We start from the raw sequence: 17,303 nt of genomic DNA, 5'->3' as shown, positions 1-17,303 counted from the left end.
AGGTAGTTCCCGTGACCTGTGCCACACGTGGAGCGCGGGCGCTGAGGGGCCCGGTTACTCGGCCGGGACCGACGCCGCCTCGATCACCTCGTCCAGGACCTCACGGGAGCGGAGCAGGTCCGCGATCATGCGGTCGATGCGCTCCCGCTCCACCGTCAGGTCGGAGACCAGCTGCCCGTTGGCCACCCGCGACGGGCCGCCGTCCGAGTCGCGCATGCAGGGGAGCAGTTGGGCGATCTTCTCGCTGCACAGCCCCGCGGCGAAGAGCTCCTGGATGCGGATGACCCGGTCCACCGCACCCTCCGGATACTCACGATGACCGCCCGGCGTGCGCTCGGCCGTCATCAGCCCCTGCTTCTCGTAATAGCGCAGCGAGCGCTCGCTCACGCTGGTGCGCCGAGCCAGTTCGCCGATCCGCATGCTCACCTCGTCTGCCGGGCCGGGACATGAATCCGGGGACTTGAATCTCACACCCATGTCAAGTTCTACCGTACCGGCATGACGCACACACCCCGGATACCCCGCCTCTTCGAACCCGCCCGCCTGGGCCCGCTGGAGCTGCCCAACCGCCTGGTGATGGCCCCGATGACCCGCAACCGCGCCGCCGCCGACGGCGTACCTGAACCGATCATGGCCACCTACTACGCCCAGCGCGCCACGGCCGGGCTGATCGTCGCCGAGGCCGCCACACCCAACGCGGTGGGGCAGACCTACCCCGACATCGCCGCTATCCACAGCGCGGCGCAGGTGGCCGGATGGCGGCGGGTGACCGACGCGGTGCACGCGGCGGGCGGCCGGATGTTCCTCCAACTGCAGCACGGCGGCCGGGTCGGCCACCCGGACACCAGCGGGCTGCCGCCGGTGGCCCCCTCGCCGGTCCCGCTCCCGGAGACGATCTTCACCCCCGGCGGCCACCAAGAGGCCGTCGTACCACGCGAGATGACGGTCGACGAGATCCGCTCCACGATCGCCGACTTCGCCACCGCCGCGCGCAACGCCCTCGACGCGGGCTTCGCCGGAGTGGAGGTGCACGCCGCCAACGGCTACCTCCTCCACCAGTTCCTGGCCCAGAACACCAACCGCCGCACCGACGCCTACGGCGGCTCGGTCGCGGGGCGCATCCGGTTCGTGGCCGAGGTGGTCCACGCCGTCGCCGACGCGATCGGCCCCGAGCGGGTGGGCCTGCGGATCTCCCCCGGATCCACCGTCAACGGCATCGAGGAAGGCGACACCGAGACCCTCTACCCCGCCCTCATCAAGGAACTGACGGGCACCGGCCTCACCTACCTCCACATCGTCCGCGCCGAACCGGACCACCCCCTCTTCCGGGAACTCCGCGCCGCCTGGCCCGCCTCGCTGATCGCCAACCCGTCACTGCCCGGCGACGGCGTCCCCGCCGACGGCGGCATGCGCCAGGCCGAGCGGCTGCTGGCCGCCGGAGCCGACCTGATCGCCCTCGGCCGCACCTTCCTGGCCAACCCCGACCTGGTGACCCGCCTGCGCACCGGCGCCCCGCTCAACCCCATCCGGGACGCGTATCTGATGTACGTGGGCGGCGAGACCGGCTATACGGACTACCCCACGCTGACGGCGGCCTGAGCTCAGTCGACCCGGCTCAGCCGACCCGGATGGTCGGCTCGTGACGGACGGGAAAGTTGACCGAATTGGCGATGAAGCACGTCTGATGGGCGTCGTGGTGCGCCGAACGCGCCCGCTCCACCATCGCCGCGTCCGCGACGGTGACCACCGGATTGAGCACCACCTCGGTAAAGCGCCCACTGTGCCCGGCCGCTTCCTCCATGACCCCGGTGGCGACGTCCTCGTAGGCCGTGATCCTCACCCCGTCCCGGGCGCATACGGACAGGTAGGTCAGCATGTGGCGCTGCGAGAGCGAGACCAGCAGGAACTCCTCCGGATTCCAGCACCCCGGATCCCCCAGAAACGCCGGATCGGCGCTGCCCCGCAGGGCCGGCTTGCCGTCCCCGAGAATGTCGTGCGACCGCTCGTAGCCCCGGTAGCCACTGGTCCCCGAACCGGTGTTGCCGGTCCACCGGACGGTGGCGCGGTAGGAGTGCTGTCGGCCCATCGGCTGTGTGCTCCCTTCCGTTGTGAAGCGCTCGTTCAATAATGGCGCAGCGCACTGACAGGGTGTGCCGCACCCAGGAGAAGCGCGTCCTGGTACAGGGCCGCTGACCTGCCCAGACTCGGTAGGGCAGGGCAGAACGGGATCAGGAGCGAAAGGGATATCGCCATGAACGCCATCACCGAGACGGGCAAGGTCGTGCTCATCACCGGGGCCAGCAGCGGGATCGGTGAGGCGACCGCGCGTCGGCTCGCCGCCGAGGGGCACCGGGTGTATCTGGGGGCGCGGCGGACCGGGCGGCTGGGGGAGCTGGCCGGGCAGATCACCGCCGAGGGCGGCAGCGCGGCGTATCAGGGGCTGGATGTCACCGTGGCCGGGGACGTGCGGGCCTTTGTCGCGGCCGCCCGGGAGCGGTTCGGGCGGGTGGATGTGATGGTCAACAACGCCGGGGTGATGCCCCTGTCTCCGCTCGAGGCGCTGAAGGTCGACGAATGGGACCGGATGCTCGATGTGAATGTGCGCGGTGTGCTCCACGGCATCGCCGCGGCGCTGCCGGTGATGAAGGAGCAGGGCGGCGGGCATGTCGTGAACATCGCCTCGGTCGGCGCGTACGAGGTGTCGCCCACCGCCGCGGTGTACTGCGCCACCAAGTTCGCCGTACGCGCTATCTCGGAGGGGCTGCGCCAGGAATCGGCCGGTGACATCCGGGTCAGCCTGGTCTCCCCGGGCGTGACCGAGTCCGAACTCGCCGACTCCATCTCCGATCCGGCAGCCCGTGAGGCCATGAAGACCTACCGCTCGGTGGCCCTGCCCGCCTCCGCGGTCGCCGACGCCATCGCGTACGCCATCAGCCAGCCGGCCGAGGTCGACGTCAACGAGATCGTGGTGCGCCCGGCCGCGAGCGCCCAGTAGGGGCCGCGCGGGCGCGCGAACTGCCGCGGGGGGCGGGCGTCGTGGTGGTCGGATGACGGCCGCGGCAGCGGCCCGGTCCCGGGGGCTGCCGACTTGACGCCGTTGCCGGGGGCCGCTTTGATCACAACAGCCGCACGGGTGTACCGCCCCCGTGCCGCCCAAGAGGTACGCCCAGCCGGTGGGGGTCCGGTTCTGGTCCCGAGCCCGGACTCAGTCGCCAGGACGGCGGATGCCATCCGAGGCGGGGCCGTTACCCGCGAGTGTTGGAGCTTTCATGCCAGCCAGCCATGCCGTCCGCCTTCGTCGCCGCTGGGTCCTCGCGTCGGTGGCGGCGGCCGCGGCCGCCGCGGTCGCCGTCGTGGCCGTGTCCATGTCCTCGGGGGCCAGCGCGTCCGAAGTCGCGCTGCCGCCCGTCCACGGCGGCTTCGACTACCAGATCGGCGGGGAGTACACCCCGCCGAAGGGCGTCGACATCGTCAGCCGCGACCGCGCGGACTCCCCGGCGGACGGGCTGTACAACATCTGCTACGTCAACGCCTTCCAGGTCCAGCCGGGCGAGCGCGACCAGTGGCCCGACGATCTGCTGCTGCGGGACGGCGACGGCGATCTCGTCATCGACACCCACTGGAAGGAACCGCTGCTCGACATCAGCACCGCCAAGAAGCGCGAGCGCGTGGCGGACAAGGTCAACGGCTGGATCGACGGCTGCGCCGAGGACGGCTTCGACGCCGTCGAGCCCGACAACTACGACAGCTACGAGCGCTCCCAGAAGCTGCTGACCACCACTCACGCCAAGGAGTTCATGGCCCTGCTGTCGGAGCACGCGCACGCCCAGGGGCTGGCCATCGCGCAGAAGAACACCGCGGAGCTCCTCTCCGACCGTAAGGCGGCCGGGCTGGACTTCGCGGTGGTCGAGGAGTGCGGCCAGTACGACGAGTGCGGTGAGTTCGCCAAGGCTTACGACGACCATGTCGTGGTCGTCGAGTACGGCGAGGAGGGCTTCGCCAAGGCGTGCGAGGGGTGGGGCGACCGGCTCAGCATCGTCCTGCGGGACGAGGACGTCTCGACCGACGACGGTGCGGATTACGTCCGCGAGACCTGTTAGGGAATCCCGGCGCGTCCCCGCTTGCCCGCATGGCGGCGGGGACGCGCCACGGTCCGCGGGCGGCCCGGGCGGGCAGTGGCGCGCCCGGCTCAGACGCCCAGCTTGGCCTCACGCGCCGCGGCCACGGCCTCCTTGTCGCCCTCCAGCTCGACCCGGGCGGCCTCCTGCCGGCCGCTGAGGAAGAGCGCCAGCTCGCCCGGTTCACCGGTGACCGTGACGACCGGGACGCCGCGGTGGGCCACCGCCGTACGGCCGTCCGGACGCCGCAGCACCAGGCCGACGGGGGAGCGGCGGCCGAAGATCCGGGCGCCGCGCTCGATACGGGACCACAGCGTGTCGGCGAAGACCGGGTCCAGCTCGCGCGGCGTCCACTCGGGGCGGGCGCGGCGCACATCCTCGGCGTGGACGTAGAACTCGAAGCTGTTGGCCGCCTCGTCCACCTGCTTCAGCGCGAACGGCGACATCCGCGGCGGACCGGTGCGGAAGAGCTGGAGCAGCTCCTCGTACGGCTTCGCCGCGAACTCCTCCTGCACCCGGGCCAGCCGCGCGGCCAGCGGCTTGACCAGCACTCCGGCGGCCGCGTCGGGGCGGCGCTCGCGGACCACCAGATGGGCCGCCAGATCGCGGGTGTTCCAGCCCTCGCACAGCGTCGGGGCCCCGGGGCCCGCGCCGTCCAAGAGGTCGGCGAGGAGCAGGCGTTCGCGCTTCGCGTGAGTGGACATACGTCCACCCTACGACCGGGGCCCGCCCGCTGCCATGAGAAGCGCCGCCGGACTCGGCCATCGGGTCGGCTCCAATGCGGTGAGGCCAGCTCCACTGCCGTGAAGTTCGCGGTTGGGTAGGTCCTCAAGGGCCTGCGGGCGCGAGGATTTCGATGCCGGTGGTGGCCTTGTGACTGGTCCGGTCGATGCGGGGGCCTCGGGCCTGGACCTTGGGACGTCGCGTTTGACGGGACTCCGCTCCTCATGTCCGGCGAACCCACAGCTCATACCCTCTTCCGCCCAATTTTTAACCAAATTGGCCTATTTCTAGCCCGCGTGCCCCTGCTTGACAGTGCAGGGGTGAGTGGCAAGCATGGAGACTATGGAAACTAAATGCGTATCGAAAGTTTCTGAGGATCGGCTGCGTGCTGACGTGATCGTGGAGGTGGCCGATCGGCTGTTCTTCGCGCCGGGTTCCGTGCGGGTGAACATGGATGAGCTCGCTCGTGAGCTAGGGATGAGCAAGAAGACGATCTACCGTCATTTCCCGAACAAGCGCAGCCTGCTGGCCGCGGCGCTGGACCGGCGGTTCGCGGCGCTGGAGCGCGCACTGGTGGCGGCGGCCGAGGGCGCGGAAGCGCGGCCGTTCGGCGTGCGCGTACGGCGGTTCCTGATCGCGGTAGGCAGTGAGCTCGGGGGGATCGGTGCGGCTCAGCTCGCGACGGGGCGGGGCGATGCGATGCTGCGCCCATACGTGGAGCAGTGTATGGACGCGGTGGTCTACCGGCGGCTCGACGAGCTGTTCCGGGAGGGGCACCGCCGGGGACTGCTGTCGGCGCCGCCGGAGCTGCTGAGTGAGATCACCCGCGGCGCGGTGGAGCGGCTGGTCACCTCGCAGTTGCCGCGCGAACTCGACCGGACCGCGGCCGATCTGCTGCAGGCGACCGTTGACACCGTGCTCTACGGGGCGATCCGCTCAGCACGCCACAACGACGACGAACAACTCCGGGCGGTTCCGGCGGCCCGCGACGATGAGCACGACGTGGGCCCGTGACTGCGGCAACCGCAAGGGCACGCAGCGGAGCCGGTGCGACCACCGCGCGCGTTCTTGCCGCGCGAGGGACGCACGTGGTGGTCGACCACCTCCGCGGCGGCAAGCCAAGGAGGTCGTGGTCGAGATCGAGGCCGCGGGCGGCCAGGCCATGACCGCGGGGCCATACCGTCCCGGTCCGGCCGACGGCCTGACCGCATGCGATACATCGTCACCTCAAAGGAAAGCGTTCATGCACACGGTCGATCTCACCTACGTCGAGCGGGGCCCGCACGAGGAACTGGTCACCTATATCGCCGACCAGGAGGGCTACTACGAGGACGAGGGCGTCCACGTCGCACTGCGCGACGGCTGCACCTGGGACGCGGAGCAGCTGCGCCGCGGGGCCACCATCGGGCTCGGTCGGACCCTGGTGTCCCGGCTGGTTGAGGGCATCCCTTGGGTGGCGCTCAATGTCAACACCGACCGCCCGCTGTTCTGGTTCCTCGCCCGCTCCGGCGTGACCTCGCTGGCGGACCTGGCCGGCCGGCGGCTTGCGGTACACCCCCCGCGTACCGGACCCGGGCGTTTCGCGCGGATCGTGCTGCGCGAGGCCGGCCTCGACCTGGACCGCGACGTCCAGAGCGTCGTCCGCTGGCCCGGCGACTACGGCATGGATCTACGCCAGCTGCGCGACGGCACGATCGACGCGGCCGTGGTCGGCAGCACCATGGCTCCGGAGGCGGTGGCCGCCGAGCACGGCTGGCACATGCTGGCCTTTGTCGGCGACTACTTCCAGATCCCCACCGTGGGCGTGGCCGTCGACCCCACCTACATCGACCCGGACGACCCCGCGGTCCACGCCGTCGTACGAGCTCACCGGCGCGCCCTGCAGGTGATCCACAACGACCCTGACACCGCGCTGCGGCGTATGCACACGTTCCTCGGCCGACACACCGAGGACGAAGTCCGAGCGCACTTCGAGGCGTTCTACGCACCGTACTTCACCACCGACGGCCAAGTGGACCTCGCCGTCGGCGACACCGCGATCACCGCGGTCGCCGACGGACTCGGTGTCCCCGCCACCTTCACCGCGGCCGAGTTCTACCGCACCGCAACCACCACACCGTAGACAGGTCCGTCCGCATACGTTCAGCGGTCGTAGGCGGTCGGTGAGCGACTGATCGCCTGGCCGGTCCGGAAGTCGCGCCACACCGCGGCGGCGAGTGTCAGGACGCGCTGGGCTGCGCCTACGGCGACACCCTCGATGGTGCGTGCGCCGTGTTGTCGCAGGCCGAGGTGGTCTTTCACAGGGTTGTCGACCCACTCGACGAGTCGGCGGACCTTCTTGGGCCTCGGCCTGTCGCAGACGGTCGCGAAGCCCTGCGTCTCCCGAAGAAACAAGAGAGGAAGAGGCCATGAAGGAGTTCCTGGTCGAGCTGACCATCAGCGTGCCCAAGGGAACCGACCAAGCAGAAGTCGACCGGCGCCGCGCGGCAGAAGCTGTTCGGGCCGAGGAACTCGCCGCCGAAGGTCACCTGTCCCGGCTATGGCGCTCGGCCGGGGAGCCTCGCGTCATCTCCGTGTGGCGCGCCCACGACGAGGCGCAGTTGCGTGAGAAGGTCCTCGGAAGCCTGCCCCTGTGGCCTTGGGCGACCGCGGTGATCACCGCCCTGCGGCCGCACCCCAACGATCCGGGCTGGACCGGCTGAGTCTCCCGGTTCGGCACCTCACCGCCACGGCTCGCCGCGCCGATCACGACTGCCGCACTGAGGCGGAAGTCCATGCCCTGACCAGCCATCCGCTCACCGATCAGGACCCCGGTCGACCGGGAGGCCTGATCGGGTGGTCGCGGTGCGGTCGGTACATGGAGGCCGACGTCGCCGGCGCTGGTCGCCGCTGGAAGGCCGCGGCATGGGGGGCGGGCCACCTCGCGGCCCCTGGCGGCCCGGGGCATGCGCGTGGCGGTGAACTACCGCGCCATCGCACAGCCGGAGGACGCCGCCGAGGCGTCGCTTTTTCGCCAGATGTCATTGGAAGCAGGAGTGCCGCGATCGACAGCGGCCTCCTACGGAGGGAAACCCATGTCTGAAAAGAACTACGCCACGGTGGCGGTCACCGGGGTGACCGGGGCGCTGGGCGGCCGGATCGCGGCCCGGCTCGCCGACCATGGCGTGCCCCAACTCCTCGTCGGACGCAGCCCCGACCGCCTGCCCGAACTGCCAGGTGCCCAGCGACGCGGTCCGGCCGCGTACGCCGACGCCCTGGACATGCGCACGGCGCTCGAGGGCGCGTCGACCCTCATCCTGGTCTCGGGGCACCGCACGGGGCGCCGGCTGGAGGAACACGCCACCGCGGTCGAGGCCGCGATCGCGGTTGGCGTGGACCGGGTCCTGTATGTGTCCCTCGTCAGCGCGTCGCCCACCGCCACTTACATCAACGCCCGCGACCACTGGCTGACCGAACAGTTCCTGGCAGGGGCCGGGATCCGCCACACGGTGCTCCGGGCGGGCTTGTACACGTCGACGCCGGCCGCCCTCGCCGACGAGGAATTCGTCGTGAGCGGCCCCGCGAGCACCGGCCGGGCCGCCTTCGTCACCCACGAGGACATCGCCGACGTGATCACGGCCGTCGCCCTCGACGACGGTCCCCGCTCCGAGCACGACGGCGCGACCCTCGAGATCACCGGGCCCGAGGCCCTGACCCTCGACGAAGCGGTCACCCGGATCGCCGCGGCCACCGGTCGGCCCTACCGCTACGAACCCGTGACCCTTGAGGAAGCCTTCGCGCGGCGATGGCGACTGGGCATGGTCGGGGAACAGATCGAGACCTGGATCTCGTGGTACCAGGCGATCGAGAGGGGCGAGTTTTCCGTGGTCACCGACGTCGTCCCCCGGGTCACCGGCTCACTGGCGACCCCGATCTCGGACGCGGCCTGGTGGCCCGAGCCGAAGACGGCACGTGGTACCCGCTGAGCTCAGGCAGCAGATCAGCGCCGTGGCTGAGCGATTGCTCGCCGGGCCGGCCACACCAACACGGTCGCGGCCGGCTCATCCCGGACAGGTGCCGCTGACACACTGACCGGACAGCGGAGCTCCCGAACAACTCGTCTTGGCGGACAAGTCGTTCCACCGGGGCTCCGCTTCCTGTGTCCGGCACACGGCCAGATCGAGGCCACCCCTTGCCACCAGCCCTGATGTCATAGCTTCATGGCGTCGGGGCTAGCCCGGCAGGGGCTTGCTCAGCTTCTTGCCGTCGCGTGCGGCGCTCAGCGTGAGCGCGCAGGAGACCTGGTCCTCGCCCTGGATGGAGTAGGTGCCCAGCGCGGGATACAGCGCGTAGTAGTAATACATCCGGCCGTCGTTGGGGATGGTCTTGAGCCGCTTCTTGGCGTCCGTACCGCACAGCGACAGCGCCTTGGTCTGAATCGCCTTCTCGGAGGAGAAGTCGCCGCTCAGCTTCTCGTTGGCGATCACCTCGCCGTCGTGCGGGCCGTGGCAGGAGCGCTTCTCGACCTTGGTGACGCTGCTGTCCATCGCCGGGTGGTCGAAGCACTGGCCGGGGTCGAGCACCACATACGGCACCTTGTCACCGGGCTCGCCGGACTCCGACGCGTCCGGGGCCGCCGAATCCGAGGCGTCCGGATCCGCGTCGGGGGCATCGCTTCCGCCGCCCAGCGGCGCGCCCTGGCCGGGGTCCTCCGAGCCCGGCGGGGCGGCGGACGTCCCGCCGTCCGAGGGCGTGGAGAGGGGGCGGTCCGAGGTGGAGGCGGACGGGCCGGCGTCGGCCGACGTCTTCTTGTCTCCGTCGTCCTTCGTCCCGATGACGATCGCGCCGACGACCACCGCCACGGCCACCACCGCCGCGATGACGATCGCCGTGACCTTGGAACCGCCGGGGCCGGTCGGCGGGGGAGGCGGCGGCAGCGCGCCCGGGAGTATGGCCCCCGGCGGCAGCGCGCCCGGGGGCGGCCCGCCGGGCAGCAGGGCCGGTGGGGTGGGCGGGCCGAAACCGCCGCTCGGCTGCCCGGGCGGCCTCGGCTGGGCGTACGGCCCCGGCCCGCCCGGCTGCGCGGGCTGGTCCGCCGAGGGCGGCGGCCCGAAGCCCTGCTGCGGCTGCTGTGGAGGCTGCGGGGGCTGAGACGGTGGTTGCTGCTGTGGCTGCGGCGGTGGACCGAACCCCCCGCCGTTTCCAGGCCGGTTGGGGTCATTCGACGGCGGCGGAAACGTCATGCCCGAAGCATGCCCCATTCCACTGACAACCCGACCATCAGGCCCGGCATACCGGCCTGGCGGAGATCATTCGCTAAGACCCCCCTCCGGGCGTGCAGAATGGTCGCATGACCGGCTCCGACCGCCCCTCCGCCCTCGACCCGGCCCTCGCCGCCCGCCTCAAGCGCGGCGCCGACGGGCTGCTGCCCGCCATCGCCCAGCAGTACGACACCGGTGAGGTGCTGATGCTCGGCTGGATGGACGACGAGGCACTGCATCGCACCCTCACCACCGGCCGCTGCACCTACTGGAGCCGCAGCCGCCAGGAGTACTGGGTCAAGGGCGACACCTCCGGCCATGTCCAGCTGGTCAAGTCCGTCGCCCTCGACTGTGACGCCGACACCGTCCTCGTCAAGGTCGACCAGGTCGGCGCCGCCTGCCACACCGGCGACCGCACCTGCTTCGACGCCGACGACCTCCCGCTCGGCCGGTAGACCGGCCAGCGGACCGGCCAGCCCCGCACCCGCCCGCCGGGCTCCCCAGCCCTTGACCCAGGACGTTGTCACGATGGATCTCGAGACCTTCCGCAAGCTGGCGGCCGACCGCCGCGTCATCCCCGTCAGCCGCAAGCTGCTCGCGGACGGCGACACCCCCGTGGGCCTCTACCGCAAACTGGCCGCCGAGCGCCCCGGCACCTTCCTCCTCGAATCCGCCGAGAACGGCCGCTCCTGGTCCCGCTACTCCTTCATCGGCGTCCGCAGCTCCGCCACCCTCACCGAACGCGACGGCCGCACCCACTGGCTGGGCACCCCGCCGGTCGGCGTCCCCACCGAGGGTGACCCCCTGCAGGCGCTGCGCGCCACCGTCGAGACCCTGCACACCCCCCGCGACCTCGGGGGCCTGGTCCAGCTGCCGCCGTTCACCGGCGGCATGGTCGGCTACCTCGGCTACGACATCGTCCGCCGCCTGGAGAAGGTCGGCGAGCACGGGCGGGACGATCTGCGCCTGCCCGAGCTGACCATGCTGCTCACCTCGGACCTCGCGGTGCTGGACCACTGGGACGGCACCGTGCTGCTGATCGCCAACGCGATCAACCACAACGACCTCGACACGGGGGTGGACGAGGCGTACGCGGACGCCGTGGCCCGGCTCGACGCGATGGCCGCCGATCTGGTCCGCCCCGTGCCGACCGACCCCACCGCGTTGCCCGAGTCCGAGCTGCCCGAGTACACCGCGCTGTGGGGCGGCGAGGACTTCATGGCGGCCGTGGACGACATCAAGGAGCGCATCCGTGCGGGCGAGGCCTTCCAGGTCGTCCCCTCGCAGCGGTTCGAGACGCCGTGCTCGGCCAGTGCCCTCGACGTCTACCGGGTGCTGCGCGCCACCAACCCGAGCCCCTATATGTACCTCTTCCGGTTCGAGGGCTTCGACGTGGTGGGTTCCAGCCCGGAGGCCCTGGTCAAGGTCGAGGACGGCCGGGCGATGCTGCATCCCATCGCCGGCACCCGCCACCGGGGGGCCACCCCGCAGGAGGACGCGGCCCTCGCCGAGGAGTTGCTCGCCGACCCCAAGGAGCGGGCCGAGCATCTGATGCTCGTCGACCTCGGGCGCAATGACCTCGGGCGGGTCTGCGAGCCCGGCAGCGTGGAGGTCGTCGACTTCATGTCGGTCGAGCGCTACAGCCATGTCATGCACATCGTCTCGACGGTCACCGGCAGCCTCGCCGAGGGCCGTACGGCCTTCGACGTGCTCACCGCCTGCTTCCCCGCGGGCACCCTCTCCGGCGCCCCCAAGCCGCGGGCGCTGCAGATCATCGAGGAGCTGGAGCCGAGCCGCCGCGGGCTCTACGGCGGCTGTGTGGGCTATCTCGACTTCGCGGGCGACTCCGACACCGCGATCGCCATCCGTACCGCGCTGCTGCGCGAGGGCACGGCCTATGTCCAGGCGGGCGCGGGGATCGTCGCCGACTCCGAGCCGGCCGCCGAGGACGCGGAGTGCCGCAACAAGGCGGCGGCGGTGCTGCGGGCGGTGCACGCGGCGGGCCGGCTGGGGCGGTAGTTCCCGGTAGTTCCCATATCCCCCACCCGGGGACGGTCCCGTACCCGGGTGGGGGATAGTGGTAGGCGTGACTGCAGCAGCCGTACCCCAGCCAAGGGCCGAGAACGAGCCCTCCGCACCCGCCGCGCGCGGCCGCCGAAGCAGCCTTGCCATCGCCCTGCTCGCCGGTGCGCTCGGCGCCGCCCTCGTCCTGCTGGCCACCAGCCGCAAGTGGGCCGAGGGCACCGCCTCCGTCGCCCAGGGCTCTCTCCCGCAGAGTGCCAACGGCGATGACATCACCGGGCTGCCCGGTGCGCTGGCGATCGTCGGCCTCGCCGCGCTGGTCGCGATCTTCGCCGTGCGCCGCCTCGGCCGTGGCGCCGTCTCGGCGCTGCTCGCCCTCAGCGGCGCGGGCATCGTCGTCAGCTCGGCCCTCGGCGCGACCGACAAGGCGGCGCTGGAGGAGAAGGCGTCCAAGGTGAGCGGTCTGACCCACAGCCCCATCCACGACGTGGCGTACACCCCCTGGCCGTGGGTCGCCGCGGCCGGCGGTGTGCTGCTGCTGCTCGCGGGCGTGCTCGCCCTGGGGTACGGCCGCCACTGGCCGGCCATGTCCGGGCGGTACGAGCGCGCGGGCACCGCGGGCCCCGCGGGCCGGGCCCGCACCCGGCGCGGCGGCCCCGCCCCCGACCCGGACCGCCCCGAGGAGCTGTGGAAGGCCCTGGACCGGGGCGAGGACCCGACCCAGGCCCCGGCGCAGCAGGAGGCCGAGCGGGGCGCGTAAGCGCTCCGCTGGATGTGCCGCGCCGTGCCGTCGGTCGTCTGCGGCGCCATCGTGGCTGGCCGCCCACGCGGCGGAGCCGCACATCGACACAGCCCCGCAGGGCACCTGCCGAACCGCAGTGGACTTCGTCCGACCTGCTTAGCGGGGTCCTCGCGCCCCCCGTCCCGTCTCGGACCGCAATGTCCACCCCCGCTCAAGGGTATTTCGCGCGTCGGGGACAATGGCCTGGGAGCGTTCGCCCCCGAGCGCCCGGACCAGGCGCAGTACAGCTACGAGGAGAATTCATGGCGGGTCACAACCACGGACACACCCCGGCCGCCTGGACCGGTGTCACCATCGCCTTCATCGGCTTCTGTGTCGCCGGCGCGTTCACCGTGGCGGCCAGCCCGCTCGGCTTCTGGGTGGGCATGGTGATCATCGCCCTCGGCGGTGTCGTCGGCATGGCGATGCGCGCGGCCGGGTTGGGCCTGCCCAAGGAGCAGCACTCGCTCCCGCAGCCGCAGCCGCAGCCGCAGCCCACGGCGCAGGCGCAGGCACAGACCCAGCAGTGAGCCCGGGCGCGGCCCGGGGCCGCGCCCGCCTCCACCGCGCTCGGCACTGAGCCGTACGGAGGCCGGTGCACCGGCCCTGAGCTGCGCCTTCGTGGATCCCGGGGGAGACTTGGCGGTGTGAGCGAACCATCGCCGGCCGCCCCGGCCGGGGCGCGGCGTCTCGCGGCACCTTTCGGGGTGCTCGTGGGTGCCCTCGCCGCCTTTGGCTACGTCGGCGCCGTCGACCCCCGGGAGCCCGGTCACTACCCCGTCTGCCCGCTGCTGCGGTTCACCGGGCTGTACTGCCCCGGCTGCGGCGGGCTGCGCGGCGCCCACGCCCTGGCCCACGGGGATCTGGCGGCGGCGCTGCGTGACAACGCCCTCGCTGTCGGCTGTTACGCGCTCTTCGCCGTCTGCTGGGCGGTGTGGTGTGTGCGCGGACGCTTCCCGGCGGCGCGGCTGTGGCATGCGGGGGCGCTCGGCGCGGTGGCCCTGATCTTCACAATCGTCCGGAATTTTCCGTTCGGGGGACTACTGGCGCCGTGACCGCTGTTGTGTATGTGCATGTGGCGGCCGTCCGCGTCAACCGGATGCGAGACCTCTGCCTCCCGGCGGCTACCATCGCAGTGCCAGGTGAGGCGGCATGCCGCCACACCCGGCAGATTCAAAGCCAGCTTCATCCCCGTCACGGAAGGGGGCCCGCTCGATGAGTGTGCTCGACGAGATCATCGACGGAGTCCGTGCCGATCTCACGGAGCGGCAGGCGCGCGTCACCCTCGACGAGCTCAAGGAGCGGGCGGCCAAGGCCCGGCCGGCGAAGGACGGTGTCGCGGCGCTCAAGGGCGACAGCGTCAAGGTGATCTGCGAGGTCAAGCGGTCCAGCCCGTCCAAGGGCGCGCTCGCCGCGATCGCCGACCCCGCGAGGCTCGCCGCCGACTACGAGGCGGGCGGCGCGTCCGTGATCAGCGTGCTGACCGAGCAGCGGCGCTTCGGCGGTTCGCTGGCCGACCTGGAAGCCGTAAGGGCCAAGGTCGACATTCCGGTGCTCCGTAAGGACTTCATCGTCACCTCGTACCAGCTGTGGGAGGCGCGGGCGTACGGCGCCGACGTCATCCTGCTGATCGTCTCCGCGCTGGAGCAGGAGGCGCTGGTCTCGCTCATCGAGCGGGCCGTGTCGATCGGGCTGACGCCGCTGGTCGAGGTGCACGACGAGGAGGAGGTCGTCCGGGCGGTCGACGCCGGGGCCCGGGTCATCGGCGTCAACGCGCGCGACCTCAAGACCCTCCAGGTGGACCGTTCGACCTTCGCACGCGTCGCCCCGGAGATCCCGGACCACATCGTCAAGATCGCGGAGTCGGGGGTGCGCGGCCCGCACGACCTGATCGCCTACGCGAACGACGGCGCGGACGCGGTGCTGGTCGGCGAGTCCCTGGTGACCGGGCGCGACCCCAAGGCCGCGGTGGCCGATCTGGTGGCGGCGGGCGCCCATCCGGCGCTGCGCCACGGCCGGGACTGACGAGACGGGACCCGCGGACCATGGAGACGTACGCGCGCCTGGCCCGGGGCTGTCGGCCCCGGGGCTGCCGCGCGCCCGCGCGGCGGGTGCGGGGGCGGCGCGTGCGCTACCACATCGGATGCGAGCCGGGGCAGATCAACGGGCGGCGATGGCGCCAGGCCGCAGCGCGCTGAGAGTGCGCTGCAGGCCGTAGCCGTGGGCCGTACCGGAGGCTTTCTGCCCGGTGGGCCATGGCCTTCCCACCCATCACATCCGTTGCGGGGCGCTGCCCCGATAGAGGAGTACCACCCATGTCCTCTGATTTCTTCATCCCCGACCCGGAGGGTCGAGTGCCCAGCGCCGAGGGCTATTTCGGCGCCTTCGGCGGCAAGTTCATCCCCGAGGCGCTCGTCGCCGCCGTCGACGAGGTCGCGGCCGAGTACGAGAAGGCCAAGACGGACCCCGCCTTCGCGGCCGAGCTCGAGGATCTGCTGGTCAACTACACCGGCCGGCCCAGTGCGCTGACCGAGGTGCAGCGGTTCGCCGAGCACGCCGGGGGCGCCCGGGTCTTCCTCAAGCGGGAGGACCTCAACCACACCGGCTCCCACAAGATCAACAACGTGCTGGGGCAGGCCCTGCTCACCAAGCGCATGGGCAAGTCCCGCGTCATCGCCGAGACCGGCGCCGGTCAGCACGGCGTGGCCACGGCCACCGCGTGTGCGCTGTTCGGGCTCGAATGCACCATCTACATGGGCGAGGTCGACACCCAGCGGCAGGCGCTCAATGTGGCGCGGATGCGGATGCTGGGCGCCGAGGTCATCTCCGTGACGTCCGGCAGCCGCACCCTGAAGGACGCCATCAACGAGGCGTTCCGGGACTGGGTCGCCAATGTGGACCGCACCCACTACCTCTTCGGCACCGTGGCCGGCCCCCACCCCTTCCCGGCGCTGGTGCGCGACTTCCACCGGGTGATCGGCGTGGAGGCGCGGCGGCAGATCCTGGAGCGGACCGGGCGGCTGCCGGACGCGGTCGCGGCCTGCGTGGGCGGCGGATCCAATGCGATCGGGCTGTTCCACGCCTTCCTGCCGGACGAGAGCGTGCGCATCGTCGGCTTCGAGCCCGCCGGACACGGTGTGGAGACGGGGGAGCACGCGGCCACGCTGAGCCAGGGCGAGCCCGGGATCCTGCACGGCTCCCGGTCGTTCGTGCTCCAGGACGAGGACGGCCAGATCACCGAGCCGTACTCGATCTCGGCCGGTCTGGACTACCCCGGCGTCGGGCCGGAGCACGCGTATCTGAAGGACATCGGCCGCGCCGAGTACCGAGCGGTCACCGACGACGAGGCGATGCGGGCGCTGCGGCTGCTCTCGGAGACCGAGGGCATCATCCCGGCGATCGAGAGCGCCCACGCGCTGGCGGGCGCCCTGGATCTCGGCCGTGAGCTGGGGAGCGACGGTCTGGTGCTGGTCAACCTCTCCGGGCGCGGCGACAAGGACATGGACACGGCGGCTCGGTACTTCGGGCTCTACGACCAGCAGAGCGACCAGGGAGCGAAGTGATGGCCGGGAATCTGGAGCTGCTGGGATCCGTCCTGGCGGGCGCCAAGGACGAGGGGCGCGCCGCGCTCGTCGGCTATCTGCCCGCCGGTTTCCCCTCCATCGACGGCGGGGTGGACGCGATGACCGCCATGATCGAGGGCGGCTGCGACATCGTCGAGGTCGGGCTCCCGCACAGCGATCCGGTCCTCGACGGGCCCGTGATCCAGACCGCCGATGACATCGCGTTGCGCGGCGGGGTCAAGATCCGCGATGTGATCCGCACGGTGGGGGAGGTCCACGCCCGGACGGGCGCCCCGATCCTGTGCATGACGTACTGGAACCCGGTGGACCGGTACGGCGTCGAGCGGTTCGCCGCCGATCTCGCCGAGGCGGGCGGCGCGGGCTGCATCCTGCCCGATCTGCCGGTCCAGGAGTCGGAGATCTGGCGGAAGGCCGCCGAGCAGCACGGTCTGGCGACCGTGTTCGTGGTCGCGCCCAGCAGCCGCGATGAGCGGCTGGCGAAGATCACGGCGGCGGGCAGCGGTTTCGTCTACGCGGCGTCCCTGATGGGCGTCACCGGAACGAGGGAATCGGTGGGCCAGGAGGCGCGCGAGCTGGTCGAGCGCACCCGCCGCACCACCACGCTTCCGGTCTGCGTGGGGCTCGGCGTCTCCAACGCCACCCAGGCCACCGAGGTCGCGGCGTTCGCTGACGGGGTCATCGTGGGCTCGGCCTTCGTCAAGCGGCTGCTGGACGCCGAGGGTGACACCGAGGCCGGCCTGGCGGGGCTGCGCGAACTCGCGGGTGAGCTGGCCGAAGGCGTGCGCGCCGCCCGCTAGGGCCTAGCGCCTCGCCCGTTGGAGGGTCGCTCGTTAGA

At 71.6% G+C, this 17,303-nt stretch carries 21 protein-coding genes; 16 read left to right on the top strand and 5 right to left on the bottom strand.

Features of this window, described 5'->3' with window-relative positions; all coding sequences use genetic code 11:
• Positions 1-54: 54 nt before the first annotated feature.
• Positions 55-420 (bottom strand): MerR family transcriptional regulator, encoded by a 366-nt coding sequence (locus ACFYOY_RS10525; RefSeq protein ID WP_351894870.1) that lies wholly within the window; start codon positions 418-420, stop codon positions 55-57.
• 78 nt (positions 421-498) lie between these two features.
• Between ACFYOY_RS10525 and ACFYOY_RS10520 the strand changes: the two genes are divergently transcribed.
• Entirely contained in the window at positions 499-1,599 is a 1,101-nt protein-coding gene (locus ACFYOY_RS10520; RefSeq protein ID WP_351894875.1) for an alkene reductase, read from the top strand.
• A gap of 16 nt (positions 1,600-1,615) precedes the next feature.
• Here the strand turns inward: ACFYOY_RS10520 and ACFYOY_RS10515 are convergent, their stop codons facing one another.
• Entirely contained in the window at positions 1,616-2,086 is a 471-nt protein-coding gene (locus tag ACFYOY_RS10515; protein WP_388586030.1) for an OsmC family protein, read from the bottom strand.
• Positions 2,087-2,251: 165 nt separating this feature from the next.
• Here ACFYOY_RS10515 and ACFYOY_RS10510 point away from each other — a divergent pair, with 165 nt between their 5' ends.
• Together ACFYOY_RS10510 and ACFYOY_RS10505 are read left to right on the top strand one after the other, a co-directional pair.
• The gene (locus ACFYOY_RS10510; protein ID WP_351894889.1) at positions 2,252-2,995 is read left to right on the top strand and encodes an SDR family oxidoreductase; all 744 of its coding nucleotides are present in this window, start codon (positions 2,252-2,254) and stop codon (positions 2,993-2,995) included.
• 274 nt (positions 2,996-3,269) lie between these two features.
• Entirely contained in the window at positions 3,270-4,100 is an 831-nt protein-coding gene (locus ACFYOY_RS10505) for an endo alpha-1,4 polygalactosaminidase (protein ID WP_351894892.1), read from the top strand.
• An 89-nt stretch (positions 4,101-4,189) separates the two neighbouring features.
• On the opposite strand, the gene ACFYOY_RS10500 is transcribed toward ACFYOY_RS10505, so the two are convergent.
• Positions 4,190-4,822, bottom strand: a complete 633-nt coding sequence (locus ACFYOY_RS10500; RefSeq protein ID WP_014059960.1) for a TIGR03085 family metal-binding protein — start codon at positions 4,820-4,822, stop codon at positions 4,190-4,192.
• 352 nt (positions 4,823-5,174) lie between these two features.
• On the opposite strand from ACFYOY_RS10500, the gene ACFYOY_RS10495 reads away from it, so the two are divergent.
• Both ACFYOY_RS10495 and ACFYOY_RS10490 read left to right on the top strand, forming a co-directional pair.
• Positions 5,175-5,855 carry a TetR/AcrR family transcriptional regulator gene (locus ACFYOY_RS10495; protein ID WP_388586026.1) on the top strand — a complete coding sequence of 227 codons (681 nt, stop codon included), beginning with the start codon at positions 5,175-5,177 and terminating at the stop codon, positions 5,853-5,855.
• A gap of 229 nt (positions 5,856-6,084) precedes the next feature.
• Complete coding sequence (locus tag ACFYOY_RS10490) at positions 6,085-6,963, top strand: ABC transporter substrate-binding protein (RefSeq protein ID WP_351894896.1); 879 nt, start codon at positions 6,085-6,087, stop codon at positions 6,961-6,963.
• A 20-nt stretch (positions 6,964-6,983) separates the two neighbouring features.
• On the opposite strand, the gene ACFYOY_RS10485 is transcribed toward ACFYOY_RS10490, so the two are convergent.
• Positions 6,984-7,235 (bottom strand): hypothetical protein, encoded by a 252-nt coding sequence (locus ACFYOY_RS10485; protein ID WP_351894902.1) that lies wholly within the window; start codon positions 7,233-7,235, stop codon positions 6,984-6,986.
• Between the two features lie 14 nt (positions 7,236-7,249).
• Between ACFYOY_RS10485 and ACFYOY_RS10480 the strand changes: the two genes are divergently transcribed.
• Positions 7,250-7,543 carry a muconolactone Delta-isomerase family protein gene (locus tag ACFYOY_RS10480; RefSeq protein ID WP_351894909.1) on the top strand — a complete coding sequence of 98 codons (294 nt, stop codon included), beginning with the start codon at positions 7,250-7,252 and terminating at the stop codon, positions 7,541-7,543.
• Between the two features lie 372 nt (positions 7,544-7,915).
• Positions 7,916-8,806: an NAD(P)H-binding protein gene (locus ACFYOY_RS10475; protein WP_351894916.1), complete on the top strand. Its 891-nt coding sequence runs from the start codon at positions 7,916-7,918 to the stop codon at positions 8,804-8,806.
• 246 nt (positions 8,807-9,052) lie between these two features.
• On the opposite strand, the gene ACFYOY_RS10470 is transcribed toward ACFYOY_RS10475, so the two are convergent.
• Positions 9,053-10,063: a hypothetical protein gene (locus ACFYOY_RS10470; RefSeq protein WP_388586022.1), complete on the bottom strand. Its 1,011-nt coding sequence runs from the start codon at positions 10,061-10,063 to the stop codon at positions 9,053-9,055.
• Between the two features lie 107 nt (positions 10,064-10,170).
• On the opposite strand from ACFYOY_RS10470, the gene hisI reads away from it, so the two are divergent.
• The 9 genes from hisI to trpA all read left to right on the top strand — a co-directional run bounded on the left by hisI (position 10,171) and on the right by trpA (position 17,265).
• The gene (gene hisI, locus ACFYOY_RS10465; protein WP_351894928.1) at positions 10,171-10,536 is read left to right on the top strand and encodes a phosphoribosyl-AMP cyclohydrolase; all 366 of its coding nucleotides are present in this window, start codon (positions 10,171-10,173) and stop codon (positions 10,534-10,536) included.
• Positions 10,537-10,609: 73 nt separating this feature from the next.
• Complete coding sequence (locus ACFYOY_RS10460; protein ID WP_137965344.1) at positions 10,610-12,100, top strand: anthranilate synthase component I; 1,491 nt, start codon at positions 10,610-10,612, stop codon at positions 12,098-12,100.
• Between the two features lie 67 nt (positions 12,101-12,167).
• Positions 12,168-12,863, top strand: coding sequence for a TIGR02234 family membrane protein (locus ACFYOY_RS10455; RefSeq protein ID WP_351894936.1), 696 nt, complete (start codon positions 12,168-12,170; stop codon positions 12,861-12,863).
• Positions 12,864-13,147: 284 nt separating this feature from the next.
• Positions 13,148-13,414, top strand: a complete 267-nt coding sequence (locus ACFYOY_RS10450) for an HGxxPAAW family protein (RefSeq protein WP_388586018.1) — start codon at positions 13,148-13,150, stop codon at positions 13,412-13,414.
• Between the two features lie 117 nt (positions 13,415-13,531).
• A complete protein-coding gene (locus tag ACFYOY_RS10445) occupies positions 13,532-13,939 on the top strand; it encodes a DUF2752 domain-containing protein (protein WP_351894948.1) in 408 nt (135 codons plus the stop codon).
• Between the two features lie 160 nt (positions 13,940-14,099).
• Complete coding sequence (gene trpC, locus ACFYOY_RS10440; RefSeq protein ID WP_351894951.1) at positions 14,100-14,909, top strand: indole-3-glycerol phosphate synthase TrpC; 810 nt, start codon at positions 14,100-14,102, stop codon at positions 14,907-14,909.
• 20 nt (positions 14,910-14,929) lie between these two features.
• Positions 14,930-15,082 (top strand): tryptophan biosynthesis modulator TrpM, encoded by a 153-nt coding sequence (gene trpM / locus ACFYOY_RS10435; RefSeq protein WP_388586015.1) that lies wholly within the window; start codon positions 14,930-14,932, stop codon positions 15,080-15,082.
• A gap of 117 nt (positions 15,083-15,199) precedes the next feature.
• Positions 15,200-16,447, top strand: a complete 1,248-nt coding sequence (gene trpB / locus ACFYOY_RS10430; RefSeq protein WP_014059952.1) for a tryptophan synthase subunit beta — start codon at positions 15,200-15,202, stop codon at positions 16,445-16,447.
• Positions 16,447-17,265, top strand: a complete 819-nt coding sequence (trpA, locus tag ACFYOY_RS10425; RefSeq protein WP_351894955.1) for a tryptophan synthase subunit alpha — start codon at positions 16,447-16,449, stop codon at positions 17,263-17,265. The genes trpB and trpA overlap by 1 nt, the downstream gene beginning before the upstream one ends.
• The last annotated feature ends 38 nt before the right edge of the window (positions 17,266-17,303 follow it).

This window comes from Streptomyces sp. NPDC007875, from assembly GCF_042868035.1.
In the GTDB taxonomy this organism is placed as follows: domain Bacteria; phylum Actinomycetota; class Actinomycetes; order Streptomycetales; family Streptomycetaceae; genus Streptomyces; species Streptomyces antimycoticus.
This window is presented reverse-complemented; position numbering and strand designations above follow the sequence as displayed.

Excerpts from the sequence above, each read along its gene's own strand:
- trpM (WP_388586015.1), top strand. The coding sequence starts at position 14,930 with ATGGAGACGTACGCGCGCCTGGCCCGGGGCTGTCGGCCCCGGGGCTGC.
- ACFYOY_RS10450 (WP_388586018.1), top strand. The coding sequence starts at position 13,148 with ATGGCGGGTCACAACCACGGACACACCCCGGCCGCCTGGACCGGTGTC.
- ACFYOY_RS10470 (WP_388586022.1), bottom strand. The coding sequence starts at position 10,063 with ATGACGTTTCCGCCGCCGTCGAATGACCCCAACCGGCCTGGAAACGGC.
- ACFYOY_RS10460 (WP_137965344.1), top strand. The coding sequence starts at position 10,610 with ATGGATCTCGAGACCTTCCGCAAGCTGGCGGCCGACCGCCGCGTCATC.
- ACFYOY_RS10480 (WP_351894909.1), top strand. The coding sequence starts at position 7,250 with ATGAAGGAGTTCCTGGTCGAGCTGACCATCAGCGTGCCCAAGGGAACC.
- ACFYOY_RS10495 (WP_388586026.1), top strand. The coding sequence starts at position 5,175 with ATGGAGACTATGGAAACTAAATGCGTATCGAAAGTTTCTGAGGATCGG.
- ACFYOY_RS10500 (WP_014059960.1), bottom strand. The coding sequence starts at position 4,822 with ATGTCCACTCACGCGAAGCGCGAACGCCTGCTCCTCGCCGACCTCTTG.
- trpA (WP_351894955.1), top strand. The coding sequence starts at position 16,447 with ATGGCCGGGAATCTGGAGCTGCTGGGATCCGTCCTGGCGGGCGCCAAG.
- ACFYOY_RS10505 (WP_351894892.1), top strand. The coding sequence starts at position 3,270 with ATGCCAGCCAGCCATGCCGTCCGCCTTCGTCGCCGCTGGGTCCTCGCG.
- ACFYOY_RS10490 (WP_351894896.1), top strand. The coding sequence starts at position 6,085 with ATGCACACGGTCGATCTCACCTACGTCGAGCGGGGCCCGCACGAGGAA.
- hisI (WP_351894928.1), top strand. The coding sequence starts at position 10,171 with ATGACCGGCTCCGACCGCCCCTCCGCCCTCGACCCGGCCCTCGCCGCC.
- ACFYOY_RS10515 (WP_388586030.1), bottom strand. The coding sequence starts at position 2,086 with ATGGGCCGACAGCACTCCTACCGCGCCACCGTCCGGTGGACCGGCAAC.
- ACFYOY_RS10510 (WP_351894889.1), top strand. The coding sequence starts at position 2,252 with ATGAACGCCATCACCGAGACGGGCAAGGTCGTGCTCATCACCGGGGCC.
- ACFYOY_RS10525 (WP_351894870.1), bottom strand. The coding sequence starts at position 420 with ATGCGGATCGGCGAACTGGCTCGGCGCACCAGCGTGAGCGAGCGCTCG.
- ACFYOY_RS10520 (WP_351894875.1), top strand. The coding sequence starts at position 499 with ATGACGCACACACCCCGGATACCCCGCCTCTTCGAACCCGCCCGCCTG.
- trpB (WP_014059952.1), top strand. The coding sequence starts at position 15,200 with ATGTCCTCTGATTTCTTCATCCCCGACCCGGAGGGTCGAGTGCCCAGC.
- trpC (WP_351894951.1), top strand. The coding sequence starts at position 14,100 with ATGAGTGTGCTCGACGAGATCATCGACGGAGTCCGTGCCGATCTCACG.
- ACFYOY_RS10475 (WP_351894916.1), top strand. The coding sequence starts at position 7,916 with ATGTCTGAAAAGAACTACGCCACGGTGGCGGTCACCGGGGTGACCGGG.